The sequence below is a fragment of the Actinomadura bangladeshensis genome, from assembly GCF_004348335.1.
Lineage (GTDB): Bacteria > Actinomycetota > Actinomycetes > Streptosporangiales > Streptosporangiaceae > Spirillospora > Spirillospora bangladeshensis.
In genome coordinates, this window is the sequence record NZ_SMJW01000184.1 from 1 (window position 1) to 16,172 (window position 16,172).

A 16,172-nucleotide genomic window follows, 5' to 3' on the forward strand; every position below is an offset into this window, starting at 1 on the left:
CGGCCGACCCGGGACGGGGGCCGCTGCGCCTGGCGGCGGTGACGACGGCCGCCGACCAGATCCTGCCCGAGCTGCTCGCCTCGTTCCGGGCGCGCTGGCCGGACGTGGAGCTGGCGCTGGAGGTGGGGCCGCGCCGCCAGGTGTGGAGCAGCCTCGGCGCGCACGAGGCCGACCTGGTGCTGGCCGGGCGCCCGCCCGCCGAGGTCGCGGCGACCGTGCTGGCCAGGCGCCCGAACGAGCTGGTCGTGGTGGGCGCGCCCGGCCTCGCCGCCGGTTTCGCCCTCGCCCGCACGCCCTGGGTGATGCGCGAGCCGGGCTCGGGGACGAGGGCGACCGCCGACGCCTACCTGGCCGAACGCGAGGCGGCGCCGCCCCGGCTCGTGCTCGGCTCGAACGGCGCGGTCATCGCGGGCGCGGCGGCCGGGCTCGGGGTGGCCCTGGTGTCGCGGGACGCCGTCGGCGCCGAGCTGGACGCCGGGCGCCTGGTGGTGGTCGACGCGCCGGGGATGCCGCTCGACCGCCCCTGGCACGCGGTCGCGGGGGCGGCGCCCACCGCGACGACGCTGCTGTTCGTCCGGCACCTGCTGGACGCGCCGGGATGGGAGCCCGCTAGGGCAGGCTCCACAGCGACACCGACAGCAGGCCCAGGCTGACCGCGATCAGCACCATGGCGACGGAGCGCCCGCCCTCGTCGCCGCGCCCGCCCTCGTCGCCGCGCCCGCCCTCGTCGGCCCGTCCGCCCTCATCGGCCCGCGCGCCGCTCCGGCCGCGCGTCAGCAGCACCGCGAAGAGCGCGAGGAAGCCGGCGGCGACGACGTCCATCGCCACGGCCAGCACGGTCACCACGCCACCATTCCCGTCACCGGAGCAACCCTAGAGGAGTGCGGTCCCTCACATCGGCGATCCGCCGCGCATACCGGGCCGCGAACGCGACAGAATCAGGTTCGGAACCGTGAGAGGGGCATCATGACCGCCGACCGGCCAGCCGACCGCCCGTACGACATCGTCCTTTTCGGCGCCACCGGCTTCACGGGCGCCCTGACCGCCGAGTACCTGGCGGAGCACGCCGACCCGGGAACGCGCTGGGCGCTCGCCGGGCGCAACGAGGCCAAGCTCGCGGCCGTCCGCGACCGGCTGGTGAAGATCGACCCCGCGTGCGCCGGACTGCCGCTGCTGCACGCCGACACCACCGACGCCGCCTCGATCGACGCCATCGCCGAGTCGGCGCGCGTCGTCATCACCACGGTCGGCCCCTACGTCAAGTACGGCGAGCCCCTGGTCGCGGCGTGCGCACGCGCCGGCACCGACTACGTCGACATCACCGGCGAGCCCACGTTCGTCGACCGCATGTACGTGAAGTACCACCGGGAGGCCGTGCGCAGCGGGGCCCGGATCGTCCACGCCTGCGGGTTCGACTCGATCCCCCACGACCTCGGCGCCTACTTCACGGTCAAGCAGCTGCCCGAGGGCGTCCCGCTGCACGTCGAGGGGTTCGTGCGGGTGCGCGGGGCCGCGTCCGGCGGCACCCTGCACTCGGCGGTCGGCATCTTCGGCGACGCCGCCGGCATGATCTGCGCCGAGCGCGAGCGCCGCCGGATGGAGGACCGCCCGGCGGGCCGGAAGGTCCGCATCTCGCGGGCCCCGGCGCCGAAGGCCCGCGTCGGGGACGGCTGGACGCTGCCGCTGCCCACCATCGACCCGCAGATCGTCACCCGGTCGGCGGCGGCCCTCGACCGCTACGGCCCCGACTTCTCCTACGGCCACTTCGTCGCGGTCAAGCGGCTCCCGTCCGCCGCCGCGCTGGCGACCGGCTTCGGCGCCCTGACCGCGCTCGCCGCGCTGCCGCCGACCCGGCGGCTCCTGCTGCGGATCAGCAGCCCCGGCGACGGCCCGTCGCAGGCGCGGCGCGACCGCAACTGGTTCAGCGTGAAGTTCGCGGGCGAGGGCGGCGGGAAGCGCGTCGTCACGGAGGTCGCGGGCGGCGATCCCGGCTACACCGAGACGGCCAAGATGCTCGCCGAGTCGGCGCTGTGCCTCGCCCACGACGACCTGCCCGAGACGTCCGGGCAGGTCACGACCGCGGCGGCGATGGGCGACGCGCTGATCGCACGCCTGGTCAGGGCGGGGATGACGTTCCGGGTGCTCGACCCGGCGTGACCCGGCGCCGCCCGGGGACCGGGACGACGGCCTCGACGATCGTCCCGGCGCCCGGCCTGCTCTTCACCGCGACCCGCCCGCCGAGCAGTTCGGCGCGCTCCCGCATGCCGCGCAGCCCGTAGCAGTCGGGGCGCGCCCCGGTGCCGCCCTGCGCGAGGACGTCGCGGACCGAGAACCCGGTCCCGTCGTCGGCGACCCGCAGCCTGACCCGGTCCGGGGAGTGCTCCAGCAGCAGGTCGACGCACGACGCGGACGCGTGCCGCAGGCTGTTGCCGACCGCCTCCTGCGCGATCCGGTACAGCGCGGTCTGCACGTGGTCGGGGAGCTCGTCCTCCAGTTCGCCTTCGATGGTGACGGTCACGTCGATCACGCCGGACGGCCCCGGCCCGTCCCCGGCCTCGCGCGCGAGGGTGGCGAGGGCCGCCGACAGGCCCAGGTCGTCCAGGACGGGCGGACGCAGGCCCCCGATCGCCGCGCGCGTCTCGGCCGCCGACAGCTCGCACAGCCGCCGCGCCATCATGATCTGCGCGAGCGCCTCCGGATGGTGCTCGGGCAGCGCCCGCTCGGCGGCCGACAGGTGGAAGCCGAGGCTGGCGAGCCGCTGCGCGATGCCGTCGTGGATCTCCCGGCTCAGCCGGGACCGCTCCGCCTCCTGCGCCTCGACGGCCCGCTCGGCGAACCGCTCGGCCGCGTGCTCGCGCTCCCGCGCGGTGCGCAGCCGGCGGCAGGACGACAGCACCGGCGCGAACAGCCCGGCGAGCGCGGTGACCAGCGCGAGGTCCTCGGGCGGCGCCGGGCCGGCGGACCGGACGTCCACGACCGCGATCACGCCGCCGTCGCCGTGCACGGGGACGGCGGCGCCGCGCCCGTCGGCGTGCGGGCGGGTCCGGCCGTGCGCGGCGACCCAGCCGGCGTCGCCCTCCCCCAGCGGGACGGGCGGGCCCGACCATTCGAGGGCCCGCTCCTCCTCGTCCAGGACGTACACGTCGCAGAACGTCAGCGCCCGCGCGGACCGGACGACCAGGCAGGCCAGCTCCTGCGCCATCCGCGGCAGCTCCCGGTCGGAGCAGGCGACGGCCGCGATCCGGACGAGCAGGTCGCTCCCGCGGTCCGCGAGCAGCTCCAGCGGGGACGTCACCGGAACAGCCCCTCGCGCAGCGCGACCGCGATCGCCGCCGACCGGTCGGTCACCTCCAGCTTGCGGTAGAGGGCGCGCAGGTGGCTCTTCACGGTCTCCTCGCTCAGCACCAGGCGCGCCGCGATCGCCTTGTTCGACAGGCCGCCGACCAGCAGCGACAGCACCTCGCTCTCGCGCTGGGTGAGGCCCCGGTTGGCGCCCGGCCAGAACTCGCCGCGGGTCAGCCGGGCCGCGGTGACCGCCATCCGCCCGGCGAGCGTCGGGTCGACGACCGTCTCGCCCCGCGCGACCTCCTCCAGCCGCCGGACGAGCTCGGGGCCGTCCACCCGCTTGAGGAGGTAGCCGCCGGCCCCGGCGCGCAGCGCCTCGAAGACGTACTGCTCGTCGTCGTAGACCGACAGGAACACCACCCGCGCCTCCGGGACGCGCCCGGTGATCAGCCGGCACAGGTCGAGGCCGCTCTCGGGGCCGAGCCGCACGTCCAGCAGGACGACGTCCGGGCGCAGCGCCGTCACCAGCCGGGCCGCCTCGTCCCCCGTCCCCGCCTGCCCGACGACGCGCACCCGCCCGGCGAAACCGGCCAGCATCGCCTGCAGCCCGGCGAGGATCATCTCGTGGTCGTCGACCAGGACGACGCGTACGGGGACACTCATTCCGGCACGATAACAACCGGAAGCTACTCCTCAGTAGCCCCGGTGCGGAGGGACCCTCCGGCATTTCACTCCCGCTCTCCCCCGATTGGGGGACGATCCCGCCCGCGCCTCCCCGTATTCTCCTCCACGAAAACAGAATTCCGCAGGACGGAGGAGCAAGGTGCCCCATCGGATCGTGCATATGCTCCGCGCGCGCGGCGCGGGCCGCCGCCCCGTCATGCTCGCGATCGCGGGCGACAGCGCCGCGGGCAAGACCACGCTGACACGGGGGCTTGCGCAGTGCCTTGGGGCCGACCGGATGACCGCGGTCTGCGTGGACGACTACCACCGCCACGACCGCGCCGAACGGGCCGGCAAGCCGTTCACGGCGCTGCACCCCGACGGCAACTACGTCGACATCATGGAGCAGCACCTGCAGCTGCTGTCGATGGGCGAGCCGATCCTCAAGCCCGTCTACGACCACTCGACCGGCGAGCTGGTCCGGCCGGAACTGGTCGAGCCCCGCGACTTCGTGATCGTCGAGGGCCTGCTGCCGCTGCACACCCGGATGGCGCGGGCCTGCTTCGACATCACCGTCTACCTCGACCCGCCCGAGCCGCTGCGGCACTCCTGGAAGGTCCGCCGCGACTGCGAGAAGCGCGGCTACACCCCCGAGCAGGTCATGGCGGAACTGGCCCGCCGCGAACCGGAGAGCGCCGCCTACATCCGGCCGCAGCGCAAGCACGCCGACATCGTCGTCCGGTTCGCCCCGGTGGCCGGGCGGCTCGACCCGCCCGGGACGCCGCTGTCGGCCGAGCTGCTGCTGCGTCCGACCATCGACCACCCCGAGCTGGCGGACGTCCTGGACGGCGGCGCCGGCGACCTCTCGGCGAACCAGACCGAGACCGCCCTGCACCTGCGGCTGCACCGCGACACCGACGGCCGGCCCGTCGACGCCCTGCACGTCCACGGGTACGTCTCGCCCGAGGAGTCGCAGGTCGTCAAGAAGGCCATCTGGGAGCGGCTCGGCCCGCGCGCCGGCGCGTCGCTCCCCGACCCCGACGCCCTCGGCAGGCTGGGCGACACCGGCACCAGCGACCCCCTGGCCATCACCCAGCTCCTCCTCCTCTACCACATGCTCGACGCCGACCACCGCCAGGCCGCATGAACACGTTCACCTGCGGCGTGTTGTTGTTATCGGCGGCCTCATAACAACAACACGCCGCAGGTGAACGGAGGCTCCGCGTGCGTGCGGGGAGGCCCCGGGGCTTCGGACCTGTGCCCCGGGCCGCGCGCAGGCGGCCGCCGGGAGGGCGTCCAGCGGGCGCGCCGGCGCCCTCCCGGCAACTGCTCAGAGCTCTTCCCACGGGATCGTCGGACGGTCCGGGGCCACCACCGCCAGCGACTGGCCGCCGCGGACCCTCTCGTCCGGGGCGGAGGTGAGCCGGAAATGGGCGTTCGGGCGGTGCGAGTCGCCGACCGCGAGCAGCGTGCTGCCCCGCCGGAGCAGGTAGATGGCCAGGTCGATGCGGGACCATTCGCCGGCGCCGGCGGGGACGTCCACCCGGTAGAGGGTGCCGTCGGTGTCGAGCGTGCTCGCGAGGTTGTGGTAGATCGCGGCGACGCCCGGATTGCGGATCGCGACCGCCACCACCGCCGGGTCGTCGATGTCGACCGGCTCGATGTCGGCGCTGACCAGGTTCAGCGCCTCGGTGATCTCGGCGCGGCGGCCGCCGTCGCGCAGCCCCGCCAGGAGGTGGACCTGCGGCTCCCCGCCGCGCCGCAGGTAGGCGGACACGCCGAGCATCACGCGGACCGTCTCGTCGTCGGAGCGCCCCACGACGAGGACCGTCCGGGCGCGCTCCAGGCACGCCCGCTCGTAGGCGGTGTCGTCGTTGGCGACCACGTCGTAGAGGTCGGGGTCGGGGTTCTCGCCGGACAGCTCCTCCGGCCAGAACAGCGCGACGACGGGCGTCTTCCGGAAGTCGGGGTCGGCGCGCAACTGGCCGATGATGGCCCGCAGCGCCTCGCGCTCGTAGCCGACGACCACGACGTGGCCCCGCTTGTGCAACTGCGCCCGGCCGTTGGCCTTCATCGTCCTGCCCTTCCCCATCCACAGCGTCAGCTCGGCGAACATCACCAGGCCCGCGGTGAGCCCCGCCACGATGATGATCACGCCGCCGATCCGGCCGCCGAGCGTGGTCGGGGACAGGTCCCCGTAGCCGGTGGTGGTGCCGCTGACGATGAAGTACCAGACGTAGTCGACCGGGTTCTTGAGCTCGGCGCCGGGCTCCTCGAACACGGCGATCAGCAGCCACCCCGCCAGGAAGGCCGCGGCGAGCACGAGCGCGGGCATCCGCCAGGACCGCCCGGTGATCCGGTTCACCAGGCGCAACAGCACGATCGGCATTCGCGCAGCGTGGCAGCGGACAAATCACCACGTCAAGCCGGGAAATCCCGGACGCGCGATCACGCTGGGCGACGCCCCCTGGCCGGACACGGCCACGGACGCCGCCGCTCAGCGGGCGGGGCCGCGCCTCAGCACGCGCGACAGGGCCGCCGCGACCTCCTCCGACAGGCCGCCGTCGGACGGACGGTCCGCCGACGGCCGCTCGGCACCGGAGTGCACCAGGTCGACGGGACCGGGCTCCTCCCGGACGGCGGCGCGGGTGTGCCCGCAGTCGCGGCACTCGACCTCGCCGAGCCGGCACACCAGGGCGGCCGATCCGCAGGCCGAGCAGCGGTCCAGGTCGTCCACGCAGTCGCGGGCGGCCTGGCAGCCGGGACAGATCAGCACCTGGTGGTCCGCCCGGACCCCGCGCCTCCACGGGCTCGCGCCGCGCGCGGGATCGGTCTGCCGCGCCCCGCAGCGGAAGCAGGGCATCACACCTCCAGAGGTGCGGGGGCCGGTTCCGGCCATCCCTCGCGGGCGCGCCGGAACCGGTCCGTTTCGCTCAGAGCCCGGCGAGCGCCTCGCGGTACTCGTCGATGTCGCGTGCGTCCGGGATCGCGTTCACGACCTTCCACCGGACCACGCCCTCGGTGTCGATGACGAACGTGCCGCGCAGCGCGAGCCCCTTCGCCTCGTCGAAGACGCCGTAGCGCCGCGCCGTCCCGCCGTGCGGCCAGAAGTCGGCCAGCAGCGGGAACCAGAACTTCTCCTGATCGGACCAGGCCCGCAGCGCGAACATCGAGTCGACGGAGACCGCGAGCACCTGCACGTCGCCCGCGTCCCCGGCCACGTCCCGGAACTCGTCCCGCAGCCGGGACAGCTCCCCCGTGCACACGCCGCTGAAGGCCAGCGGGTAGAACACGAGGACGACCTTCCGCTCTCCGCGGAAGTCCGACAGGCGCACCGGAGTGCCGTGCTGGTCCTTCAGCTCGAAGTCCGGCGCCTCGTCGCCCACCTCGACGGCCAAGTCTTTACCGTCCCCCGGCTACTTGCGGACCTTGGGCGCGACCAGCCGCGTGCCTGACCACTCCTTGGCGGCGCTGACGCTGCTGGTCTGCGAGAGCCCGGCCGTCTGCGCGGCCTCGCCGATGTCGCTCGGCTCCACGTGCCCGTCCCGGCCCGCCTTCGGCGTCAGCAGCCAGATGTTGCCGCCGCCGGTGAGCGGGATCATCGCGTCGGTGAGGCCCTCGAACAGGTCGCCGTCCTCCTCGCGCCACCACAGCAGCACGATGTCGACCACGTCCTCGTAGTCCTCGTCGACCAGCTCGTTCCCCGTGAGTTCCTCGACGGAGTGCCGAAGCTCCTCGTCGACGTCGTCGTCGTAGCCGATCTCCTGCACCACCTGGCCCGCCTTGAGGCCGAGCCGTTCGGCCAGGCTGCGCTCAGACTGCGCCTGACCCGCGGTCGCGCTCACGAAAGTCCTCCCATTGTCGTCAGTCCGCACGGTGCCGTGCTCTGTTCGAGCCCCCCGGGACGGGTGGCCCGCCCGCACCTGTGCGGTGTTTGCGGGACAGTCCACACAAGTGAGGGCCCCTAGCGCAAGTGTCTTCCGGCCTTTTTGCCGCCCTCATTGGACCACTTGCGCAGATCAGCGTGACCGGGCCTCCACGCAGCGTCACCCCGGCCACCCGGTGACCGCTCTCATCCGCGGAGGAAGGACAGCCGCACCTGCCGGTCGGGGTTGTCCACGTTGAGGTCGACGAGGGCGACCGACTGCCACGTCCCGAGGGCGAGCCGCCCGTCCACGACGGGCAGGGCGGCGTACGGCGGGACGAGGGCGGGCATCACGTGCGACCGCCCGTGCCCCCGGGACCCGTGCGCGTGCCGCCAGCGGTCGTCCGCCGGCAGCAGGTCGCGCAGCGCGGCGAGCAGGTCGTCGTCGCTGCCGGACCCGAGTTCGAGGATCGCCACGCCGGCGGTGGCGTGCGGGACGAAGACGTGCAGCAACCCGTCGCCGCCCGCCGACGCGGCGAACCGCTCGCATTCGGCCGTGATGTCGTGCACGGCCTCGCTCGTACCGGTGGCCACCCGGACCACGGTGCTCTCCATGGCACCGTGTTTACCCGATGCCGCGGTGTTTACCCGATCCGCGCCCCTGGACGCGGCTACCGGCGCGCCGCCCGCCCGGCGGGCTCGATCACGGCGTCCGGCCCCGGGGAGACCAGGGCCTCGTGGCCGTCGTCGAACCGCACCAGGTAGGGCGGTCCGCCGTCCTCGCCGTGCACCTCGATGATCTCGCCGTCCCGGTCGGGCTGCCCCACGACGTTGCCGTGGACGTGCAACCGGTCTCCGATCCGCCCGTTCATGGCTCCCTCCGATCTGTCGGGTTATCGGCTCTCACCAGGGTGGATACCCCGGTTCGGCGCGGCGCATGGTTACCGGTTGGTAGAGATGCGTTAGGCGCCGTGAACGGCGACGATGGGATCACCAGACGAGCGACCGAACAGTCTGCCGGGGACCGGTGGCCTCCCGCGCGGCGGCCACGGCTCCCACCAGCAAAGACGGCAAGGACAGAGGGGACCCCGTGGCTTCCGGACGTCAACGCTTCTCGATCATCAGCGACGGCCTGCCGAGCCAGCTGCCCGACATCAACCCGGACGAGACCCGGGAGTGGCTGGAGTCGCTGGACACGGTCATCAAGACCGAGGGCCGCGGCAGGGCGCGGTACGTCATGCTCCGACTCCTGGAGCGGGCGCGAGAACTGCAGGTCGGCGTGCCCGGCCTGCGCAGCACCGATTTCATCAACACCATCCCGCCGGAGCACGAACCGTGGTTCCCCGGCGACGAGCACGTGGAACGGCGCATCCGCGCCTACATCCGCTGGAACGCCGCGATCATGGTGTCCCGCGCGAACCGGCCCGAACTGGGCGTCGGCGGGCACATCGCCACCTACGCGTCCGCCGCGTCGCTGTACGAGGTGGGCTTCAACCACTTCTTCCGCGGCAAGGACCACGGCGAGTCCGGCGACCAGGTGTTCTTCCAGGGGCACGCGGCGCCCGGGATCTACGCCCGCGCCTTCCTGGAGGGGCGCCTGCCGGAGAGCAGGCTGGACGGGTTCCGGCAGGAGCACTCGCACCCGGGCGGCGGCCTGTCGTCCTATCCGCACCCGCGGCTCATGCCGGACTTCTGGGAGTTCCCCACGGTGTCCATGGGCCTGACCGCGATCGACTCGGTGTACCAGGCGCGGTTCAACCGCTACCTGTACAACCGCAAGATCAAGGACACGTCCCGCTCGCACGTGTGGGCGTTCCTCGGCGACGGCGAGATGGGCGAGCCGGAGTCGCTCGGCGCGATCGGCCTCGCCGCCCGCGAGGAGCTCGACAACCTCACCTTCGTCGTCAACTGCAACCTGCAGCAGCTCGACGGCCCGGTGCGCGGCAACGGCAAGATCATCCAGGAGCTGGAGTCGTTCTTCCGCGGCGCCGGCTGGAACGTCATCAAGGTCATCTGGGGCCGCGACTGGGACCCGCTGCTCGCCCAGGACGTCGACGGCGTCCTGGTCAACCAGATGAACACCACCCCGGACGGCCAGTTCCAGACGTTCAGCGTCGAGTCCGGCGAGTACATCCGGGAGACGTTCTTCGGCGCCGACCCGCGGCTGCGCAAGATCGTCCAGCACCTGTCGGACGACGAGCTGCGCAAGCTGTCGCGCGGCGGGCACGACTACCGCAAGGTGTACGCGGCGTTCAAGGCGGCCCGCGAGCACGTCGGCCAGCCGACCGTGATCCTCGCGCACACCATCAAGGGCTGGACGCTCGGCTCCGACTTCGAGGCCCGCAACGCCACCCACCAGATGAAGAAGCTCACCAAGGCCGAGCTGAAGGAGTTCCGGGACCGGCTCTACCTGGACATCCCCGACTCGGCGCTGGAGGAGCCGCTGCCGCCGTACTACCACCCGGGCGAGGACTCCGACGAGATCCAGTACATGCGCGAGCGCCGCGCCGCCCTCGGCGGGTTCCTGCCGAAGCGGGTCGTGCGGGCCAAGCCGCTGAAGCTGCCCGGCGACCCGGTCTACAGCGAGATGAAGAAGGGCTCGGGCAAGCAGAACGTCGCCACCACCATGGCGTTCGTCCGGCTGCTCAAGGACCTGATCAAGGACGAGAACATCGGCGCCCGGTTCGTCCCGATCGCCCCGGACGAGTACCGCACGTTCGGCATGGACTCGCTGTTCCCCACGTCCAAGATCTACTCGCCGCACGGGCAGACCTACGACGCGGTCGACCGCAAGCTGCTGCTGTCGTACAAGGAGTCCGAAAGCGGCCAGATGCTCCACGAGGGCATCAGCGAGGCCGGCTCGATGGCGTCCGCCATCGCCGCGGGCACCGCGTACGCCACGCACGGCGAGCACATGATCCCGGTGTACATCTTCTACTCGATGTTCGGGTTCCAGCGGACCGGCGACCAGATGTGGGCGCTCGGCGACCAGATGGGCCGCGGGTTCCTGCTCGGCGCCACCGCGGGCCGCACCACGCTCACCGGTGAGGGCCTGCAGCACGCCGACGGCCACTCCCCGCTGCTCGCGGCGTCGAACCCCGCCTGCGTCCACTACGACCCGACGTGGGCGTTCGAGCTGGGCCACATCGTGCGGGACGCGCTGCGCCGCATGTACGGGACGTCCGAGGAGCACCCGAACGGCGAGGACGTGTTCTACTACCTCACCGTCTACAACGAGCCCTACCAGCAGCCCGCCGAGCCGGAGGACCTCGACGTCGACGGCCTCCTCAAGGGCCTGTACCGGTACAAGGCGGCCGAGTCCGGCAACGGGGAGGCGCCGCGCGCGAACATCCTCGCGTCGGGCGTCGGCGGCCGGTGGGCGCTGGAGGCGCAGCGCCTCCTCGCCGAGGACTGGGGCGTCGCCGCGGACGTCTGGTCGGCGACCTCGTGGAACGAGCTGGCCCGCGAGGCCCGCGCCTGCGACGAGTGGAACCTGCTGAACCCCGAGGGCGAGCAGCGCGTCCCGTACGTCACCCGGACGCTCGACAACGTCGCCGGGCCGATCGTCGCGGTGTCGGACTACACGCGGGCCGTGCCCGACCAGATCGCCCCGTGGGTGCACGCCGACTTCACCGCCCTCGGCACCGACGGGTTCGGCTTCTCCGACACCCGCGCCGCCGCCCGCCGGTTCTTCCACGTGGACGCCGCGTCGATCGTCCTCGCGGTGCTCACCCGGCTGGCCCGGCACGGCGAGGTGAAGCCGGAGACGCTGCCGCTGGCGATCGAGCGCTACCGCCTGGACGCGGCCGTCAGCGACGTGTTCGCGGGCGGCGTCGGCAGCGCGGAGAGCAATACGGGCGGAGACGCCTGACGCCGGAGTGACGCGGTGATCGCGGAGGTGTAGGCCGCGATGACCGGAAGGGCCCCGAGGTTCGCCTCGGGGCCCTTCGCGTTCAGGACGCCGGGGGCGTGAACACCCCGAAGGTGTTGCCGGACGGGTCCTGGAGGTAGGCGAACGTGAGGCCGCCGGCCGTGCTCAGAGCCGGCATGGCGACCTTGCCGCCGCACTTCACCGTCTGCTCGCAGGCGGCCTCGACGTCCTCGACCAGGACGAGGAACATCGCGTGGTTGCGGGAGGCGTCCGGCTCGTGCGAGACGCCGCCGCTCGGCGCGCCGGCGCCCGGGTAGCTGACGAGGTCGTAGCCGTCGGCGTCCGGGTCGAGCGCGAACTGCCAGCCGAACATGTCGCCGTAGAAGCGGCGCGCCTCCTCCGGCGCGTCCGTGCCGACCTGGAACCACGTGACGGTGTTGAACGCGGGAACGCTCATCGATCTCCTCCTTCGAACGCTGCGGGCACCAGCGTCCGGGAGCATGCCGACAGCCCCCTGTCGGGGTTTCCGAACGTTTTGTCACCGCCCTCGCCGGCTGGGGGCGAAGGCGGTGCGGACGGGCCGTCAGGCGGACGGCGTCTTGAAGACGCCGAAGCGGTTTCCCGACGGGTCCTGCAGGTGGGCGAAGCGCAGACCGCTCGCGGCGGTCTTCGGGGGGACGGCGATCTCGCCGCCGTGGCGCTCGGCCTCGGCGCAGGCCGCGTCCACGTCCTCGACCAGGACGAAGAACACGGCGTGCGGGCCGCCCCGGCCGGCCAGTCCGCCGCTCGGGGCCGCCGCGTCCGGGTAGGTGATCAGCTCGTAGCCCTCGTCGCCGGGGTCGCCCGCGAAGCGCCAGCCGAACATGTCGCCGTAGAAGCGGCGCGCCTCCTCCGGCGCGTCGGCGCCGATCTGGAACCAGGCGACCGTGTTGTAGGCGGGGATGCTCATGATGTCCTCCCTTTTCGGTGTCGTGGCACCGATGCTGCGCGGAGGACGCGACATCCCTGTGTCGGCATTTCCCAGAAGAATCCGCCCCGGCGTGCGGACGCTTCCCACCAGGGCGAAGGGCGCGGAGACCTAGACGAATTCCAGCGGGCGGACGACGTAGTCGGCGGGAATGTCGTCGTGCATGGCCTCGGTGGAGCGGTCGGGGGCGGTCTCCTCCAGGAGGGCGGCGCGGCGGACGCGGTCGGTGCGGAACACGCGGCAGCCGCCCCGCATCCGGCACCAGGCGGTCAGGTACCAGCCCTTGCCGGACGCAGTGAACGTGACGGGCTCGACGTCGCGCTCGGTCTCGGTGCCCGTCCGGTCGACGTAGGTGAGGCGGACCACCCGGCGGGCCAGGACGGCCTCCTCCAGCACGGCCGGCACGGAGGCGGCCGGGTCGCCGTCCCCGGCGGGGGCCAGGAAGCGGATGCGGGCGGCCAGCGCGCGGGCCGAGGCGCCGTCGTCGGCCGACATCGCGGCGACGATCTTGTGCAGGGCGGTGCGGGCCGAGCGGGAGTACGGCGAGCCGCCCGCGCGGGACAGCGTGATCGCCACGGCGACGGCCTCGGCCGGGGTGAAGTTCAGCGGCGGCAGCGTGCGGCTCTTGTCGAGGGTGTAGCCGCCGCCCCGGCCGACGTCCGCGAAGATCGGCACGCCGGCCTGCTGGAGCGCGCTGATGTCGCGCTCGATCGTGCGGACGCTCACCTCGTACCGCGCGGCCAGCTCGCGCGCGGCGAGGCGGCGCGGCGCGCACGCGCGCAGTTCCTCCACCAGGGCGTACAGACGGTCGGTGCGGTTCACGCGCCGACCGTACGCGGCCCCTCCGACATTTCCGCGCCGGACGCCCCGCCGGCTTGACCCTGACGCAGCGTCAGCCCTCCATGCTGGCCGCCATGAGCATCCCCCCGGCCACCGGTACCGACCAGGTCCAAAGGCCCGCGATCCACGTGCGGGGCCTTGAGAAGTCCTACAGGGAGCTGCGCGTGCTGAGCGGCGTAGACCTCGACGTCGGACGGGGCGAGGTCCTCGCCCTGCTCGGCTCGAACGGGGCGGGCAAGACCACGCTGGTGCGGATCCTGTCCACGCTGCTCAAGGCCGACGCGGGGACGGCCCGCGTCAACGGCTTCGACGTCGCGACGCAGGCCGCCGACGTGCGCGCGTCCATCAGTCTCACCGGGCAGTTCGCGGCGGTCGACGAGATCCTCACCGGGCGCGAGAACCTCGTGCTGGTCGCGAGGCTGAGGCATCTCAAGGACCCGGGCGCGATCGCCGACGGCCTGCTGAGGCGCTTCTCGCTGACCGAGGCGGGCGGCCGGCGGGTGGCGGCGTACTCCGGCGGCATGCGCCGCCGCCTGGACATCGCGATGAGCCTCATCGGGAACCCGCCCGTCGTCTTCCTGGACGAGCCGACGACCGGGCTGGACCCGGAGGCGCGGATCGAGGTGTGGCAGTCGGTCGAGGAGCTCGCCGAGGGCGGCACGACCGTGCTGCTCACCACCCAGTACCTGGACGAGGCCGAGCACCTCGCCGACCGGATCGCGATCCTCCACCGGGGCCGGATCCTCGTCGACGACACCCTGGCCGGACTCCGGCGGCTGCTGCCGCCCGCCAAGGTCGAGTACGTCGAGAAGCAGCCCTCTCTCGAAGACATCTTCCTGGCGGTCGTCGGCGAGGACCGCCAGGACCGCGAGACCCTCACGGGCAAGGAGTAGGAACGGCCATGGACGCGCACTTCCTGGGCGACACCGCCGTCCTCACGGGACGGACGATGCGCCATGTCACCCGCAGTCTCGACACCGTCATCACGACCGCGATCACACCGATCGCCATCATGCTGATGTTCGTCTACGTGTTCGGCGGCGCGATCGACACCGGGCCGGTCTCGTACGTGGACTACATGCTTCCCGGCATCCTGCTCATCACGATCGCGTCGGGCATCTCCTACACCGCGCTCCGGCTCTTCACCGACATGCAGAGCGGGATCTTCGAGCGGTTCCAGTCGATGCCGATCGCCCGATCGGGCGTCCTCTGGGCGCACGTGCTGACCTCGCTGGCCGCCAACGCCATCTCGATCGCCGCGGTCATCGGCGTGGCCCTCCTCGCGGGCTTCCGCTCGGGCGCGGGCGTGCCGGCCTGGCTCGCGATCGCCGGCATCCTCGCCCTGTTCACCCTCGCGCTGACCTGGGTCGCCGTCATCCCCGGCCTCACCGCGAAGAGCGCGGACGGCGCGAGCGCGTTCTCCTACCCGCTCGTCTTCCTGCCGTTCGTCAGCTCGGCCTTCGTGCCGACCGACACCATGCCCGGCCCCGTGCGCGCCTTCGCGCAGCACCAGCCGGTGACCTCCATCGTCGACGCGCTCCGCGCCCTGCTCACCCAGCAGCCGGTCGGGACCGGCCTGTGGACCGCGCTCGCCTGGTGCGCCGGCATCCTCGCCGCCGCCTACGTCCTCGCCGGCGTCTGCCACCGCCGCCGGACGTCCTGAACCGGTGCCGGCCCGGGCCCGGTCGGGGCAGGATCGGAACATGCTGACGATCGGTCAACTGGCGGCGTACGCCGGCGTGACGGTGCGTGCGGTGCGGCACTACCACCAGATCGGGCTGCTGCCGGAACCGGAGCGGGACGCCTCGGGGTACCGCAGGTACGGCGCGACGGCGGTGGTGTCCCTCATCAAGATCCGCACCCTCGCCGACGCCGGCGTGCCGCTCTCCCGGATCGACGACCTGCTGGGGGCCGACCCCGCGGCCTTCGCCGAGGCGGTCCGGCGGATCGACGCCCGGTTGCGCGCGGAGATCGCGCGGCTGGAGGCCGGCCGCGAGAACATCGCGCGGCTCGCCGCGGGGGACGGCCTGGTGCTCCCGCCGGAGGTCGTCTCCTACCTCGACCGGCTGCGGGAACTCGGGGTGTCGGAGCGGATGGTGGAGGGCGAGCGGGACGGGTGGATCCTCGTCGCGGCCCGCTGGCCCGATCGCGTCCGCGAGCTCATGCCGGGGAAGTTCGCACAGCTCGGCGACCCGCGGGTGGTCCGCCTCTACCGGGTCCTGTCGGAGCTCGTCGACGGCGGCGCGGCCGACGAGCCGCTGCTGGAGGAGGCCGCCGACATCATGGCCGACCTGGCCGAGCAGGCCCACGCCGCCGGCGAGGTCGACTTCGGCGAGATGGCGGACGAGGACCTGCCGTTCGACCTGCTGGAGGCGCTCGCGGTCGAGTCGGACCCGCGCGCGCTGCGCATGGTGGAGCTGATGCGCGAACGCGGCTGGAACGGCTGGGTCCGCACGGAGCGGCTGCCGGAGGGCGGACGGGTCAGAGGGCGCGGAGGAAGGCGAGCATCGCCTCGTTGACCTCGGCGGGGCGCTCCTGCTGCGTCCAGTGGCCGCATCCGGGCAGCCAGACGGTGTCGCGGAGGTTCGGCACGAAGTCGGTCATCGAGTCGATCACGGTGCGCGCGCCGACGGCGACGATGTCGCGGTCGCCGGCGATGTAGAGGGCGGGCGGGCCGATGG

20 protein-coding genes are annotated in these 16,172 nt (G+C 73.1%); 7 read left to right on the forward strand and 13 right to left on the reverse strand.

Features of this window, described 5'->3' with window-relative positions; genetic code table 11:
* On the forward strand, window positions 1-653 hold a 653-nt coding region (locus E1284_RS28585; RefSeq protein WP_131943257.1), incomplete at its 5' end, for a LysR substrate-binding domain-containing protein.
* Here the strand turns inward: E1284_RS28585 and E1284_RS28590 are convergent.
* Window positions 610-843 (reverse strand): hypothetical protein, encoded by a 234-nt coding sequence (locus tag E1284_RS28590; RefSeq protein WP_131943258.1) that lies wholly within the window; start codon window positions 841-843, stop codon window positions 610-612. The genes E1284_RS28585 and E1284_RS28590 overlap by 44 nt on opposite strands.
* Window positions 844-966: 123 nt before the next feature.
* Here E1284_RS28590 and E1284_RS28595 point away from each other — a divergent pair, with 123 nt between their 5' ends.
* Complete coding sequence (locus tag E1284_RS28595; protein ID WP_131943259.1) at window positions 967-2,157, forward strand: saccharopine dehydrogenase family protein; 1,191 nt, start codon at window positions 967-969, stop codon at window positions 2,155-2,157.
* Here E1284_RS28595 and E1284_RS28600 read toward each other — a convergent pair.
* The gene (locus tag E1284_RS28600) at window positions 2,117-3,295 is read right to left on the reverse strand and encodes a GAF domain-containing sensor histidine kinase (protein ID WP_131943260.1); all 1,179 of its coding nucleotides are present in this window, start codon (window positions 3,293-3,295) and stop codon (window positions 2,117-2,119) included. The genes E1284_RS28595 and E1284_RS28600 overlap by 41 nt on opposite strands.
* Window positions 3,292-3,948: a response regulator gene (locus E1284_RS28605; protein ID WP_131943261.1), complete on the reverse strand. Its 657-nt coding sequence runs from the start codon at window positions 3,946-3,948 to the stop codon at window positions 3,292-3,294. The genes E1284_RS28600 and E1284_RS28605 overlap by 4 nt, the downstream gene beginning before the upstream one ends.
* A 181-nt stretch (window positions 3,949-4,129) precedes the next feature.
* Between E1284_RS28605 and E1284_RS28610 the strand changes: the two genes are divergently transcribed.
* Complete coding sequence (locus E1284_RS28610) at window positions 4,130-5,095, forward strand: phosphoribulokinase (protein ID WP_131943275.1); 966 nt, start codon at window positions 4,130-4,132, stop codon at window positions 5,093-5,095.
* 183 nt (window positions 5,096-5,278) lie between these two features.
* On the opposite strand, the gene E1284_RS28615 is transcribed toward E1284_RS28610, so the two are convergent.
* The 6 genes from E1284_RS28615 to E1284_RS28640 all read right to left on the reverse strand — a co-directional run bounded on the left by E1284_RS28615 (window position 5,279) and on the right by E1284_RS28640 (window position 8,685).
* Window positions 5,279-6,337: a potassium channel family protein gene (locus E1284_RS28615; protein ID WP_131943262.1), complete on the reverse strand. Its 1,059-nt coding sequence runs from the start codon at window positions 6,335-6,337 to the stop codon at window positions 5,279-5,281.
* Window positions 6,338-6,445: 108 nt separating this feature from the next.
* Entirely contained in the window at window positions 6,446-6,811 is a 366-nt protein-coding gene (locus tag E1284_RS28620; protein ID WP_131943263.1) for a hypothetical protein, read from the reverse strand.
* A 70-nt stretch (window positions 6,812-6,881) separates the two neighbouring features.
* Window positions 6,882-7,346: a peroxiredoxin gene (locus tag E1284_RS28625; protein WP_131943264.1), complete on the reverse strand. Its 465-nt coding sequence runs from the start codon at window positions 7,344-7,346 to the stop codon at window positions 6,882-6,884.
* A gap of 18 nt (window positions 7,347-7,364) precedes the next feature.
* Window positions 7,365-7,793 (reverse strand): DUF3052 domain-containing protein, encoded by a 429-nt coding sequence (locus E1284_RS28630; RefSeq protein WP_131943265.1) that lies wholly within the window; start codon window positions 7,791-7,793, stop codon window positions 7,365-7,367.
* Between the two features lie 227 nt (window positions 7,794-8,020).
* Window positions 8,021-8,428, reverse strand: a complete 408-nt coding sequence (locus E1284_RS28635) for a secondary thiamine-phosphate synthase enzyme YjbQ (protein WP_131943266.1) — start codon at window positions 8,426-8,428, stop codon at window positions 8,021-8,023.
* A 56-nt stretch (window positions 8,429-8,484) separates the two neighbouring features.
* Entirely contained in the window at window positions 8,485-8,685 is a 201-nt protein-coding gene (locus tag E1284_RS28640) for a DUF1918 domain-containing protein (protein ID WP_131943267.1), read from the reverse strand.
* A 218-nt stretch (window positions 8,686-8,903) separates the two neighbouring features.
* Between E1284_RS28640 and aceE the strand changes: the two genes are divergently transcribed.
* Window positions 8,904-11,684, forward strand: coding sequence for a pyruvate dehydrogenase (acetyl-transferring), homodimeric type (gene aceE / locus E1284_RS28645; RefSeq protein ID WP_131943268.1), 2,781 nt, complete (start codon window positions 8,904-8,906; stop codon window positions 11,682-11,684).
* 82 nt (window positions 11,685-11,766) lie between these two features.
* On the opposite strand, the gene E1284_RS28650 is transcribed toward aceE, so the two are convergent.
* From E1284_RS28650 to E1284_RS28660, 3 genes are all read right to left on the reverse strand, one after another.
* On the reverse strand, window positions 11,767-12,141 hold the full coding sequence (locus tag E1284_RS28650; RefSeq protein WP_165965463.1) for a VOC family protein: 375 nt from the start codon (window positions 12,139-12,141) through the stop codon (window positions 11,767-11,769).
* Window positions 12,142-12,267: 126 nt separating this feature from the next.
* Window positions 12,268-12,633 (reverse strand): VOC family protein, encoded by a 366-nt coding sequence (locus E1284_RS28655; RefSeq protein WP_131943270.1) that lies wholly within the window; start codon window positions 12,631-12,633, stop codon window positions 12,268-12,270.
* 129 nt (window positions 12,634-12,762) lie between these two features.
* Window positions 12,763-13,473 (reverse strand): helix-turn-helix transcriptional regulator, encoded by a 711-nt coding sequence (locus E1284_RS28660; RefSeq protein WP_131943271.1) that lies wholly within the window; start codon window positions 13,471-13,473, stop codon window positions 12,763-12,765.
* Between the two features lie 92 nt (window positions 13,474-13,565).
* Here E1284_RS28660 and E1284_RS28665 point away from each other — a divergent pair, with 92 nt between their 5' ends.
* Genes E1284_RS28665 through E1284_RS28675 form a run of 3 tightly spaced genes read left to right on the forward strand, consistent with a single transcriptional unit; the run spans window position 13,566 to window position 16,010 of the window.
* Window positions 13,566-14,384: an ABC transporter ATP-binding protein gene (locus tag E1284_RS28665; protein ID WP_207923997.1), complete on the forward strand. Its 819-nt coding sequence runs from the start codon at window positions 13,566-13,568 to the stop codon at window positions 14,382-14,384.
* An 8-nt stretch (window positions 14,385-14,392) separates the two neighbouring features.
* A complete protein-coding gene (locus E1284_RS28670; protein ID WP_131943273.1) occupies window positions 14,393-15,154 on the forward strand; it encodes an ABC transporter permease in 762 nt (253 codons plus the stop codon).
* Between the two features lie 40 nt (window positions 15,155-15,194).
* Entirely contained in the window at window positions 15,195-16,010 is an 816-nt protein-coding gene (locus E1284_RS28675; RefSeq protein ID WP_131943274.1) for a MerR family transcriptional regulator, read from the forward strand.
* On the opposite strand, the gene E1284_RS43275 is transcribed toward E1284_RS28675, so the two are convergent.
* The coding region (locus E1284_RS43275; protein WP_165965464.1) for an alpha/beta fold hydrolase at window positions 15,973-16,172 on the reverse strand (200 nt) is incomplete at its 5' end. The two genes, E1284_RS28675 and E1284_RS43275, sit on opposite strands and share 38 nt — an antisense overlap.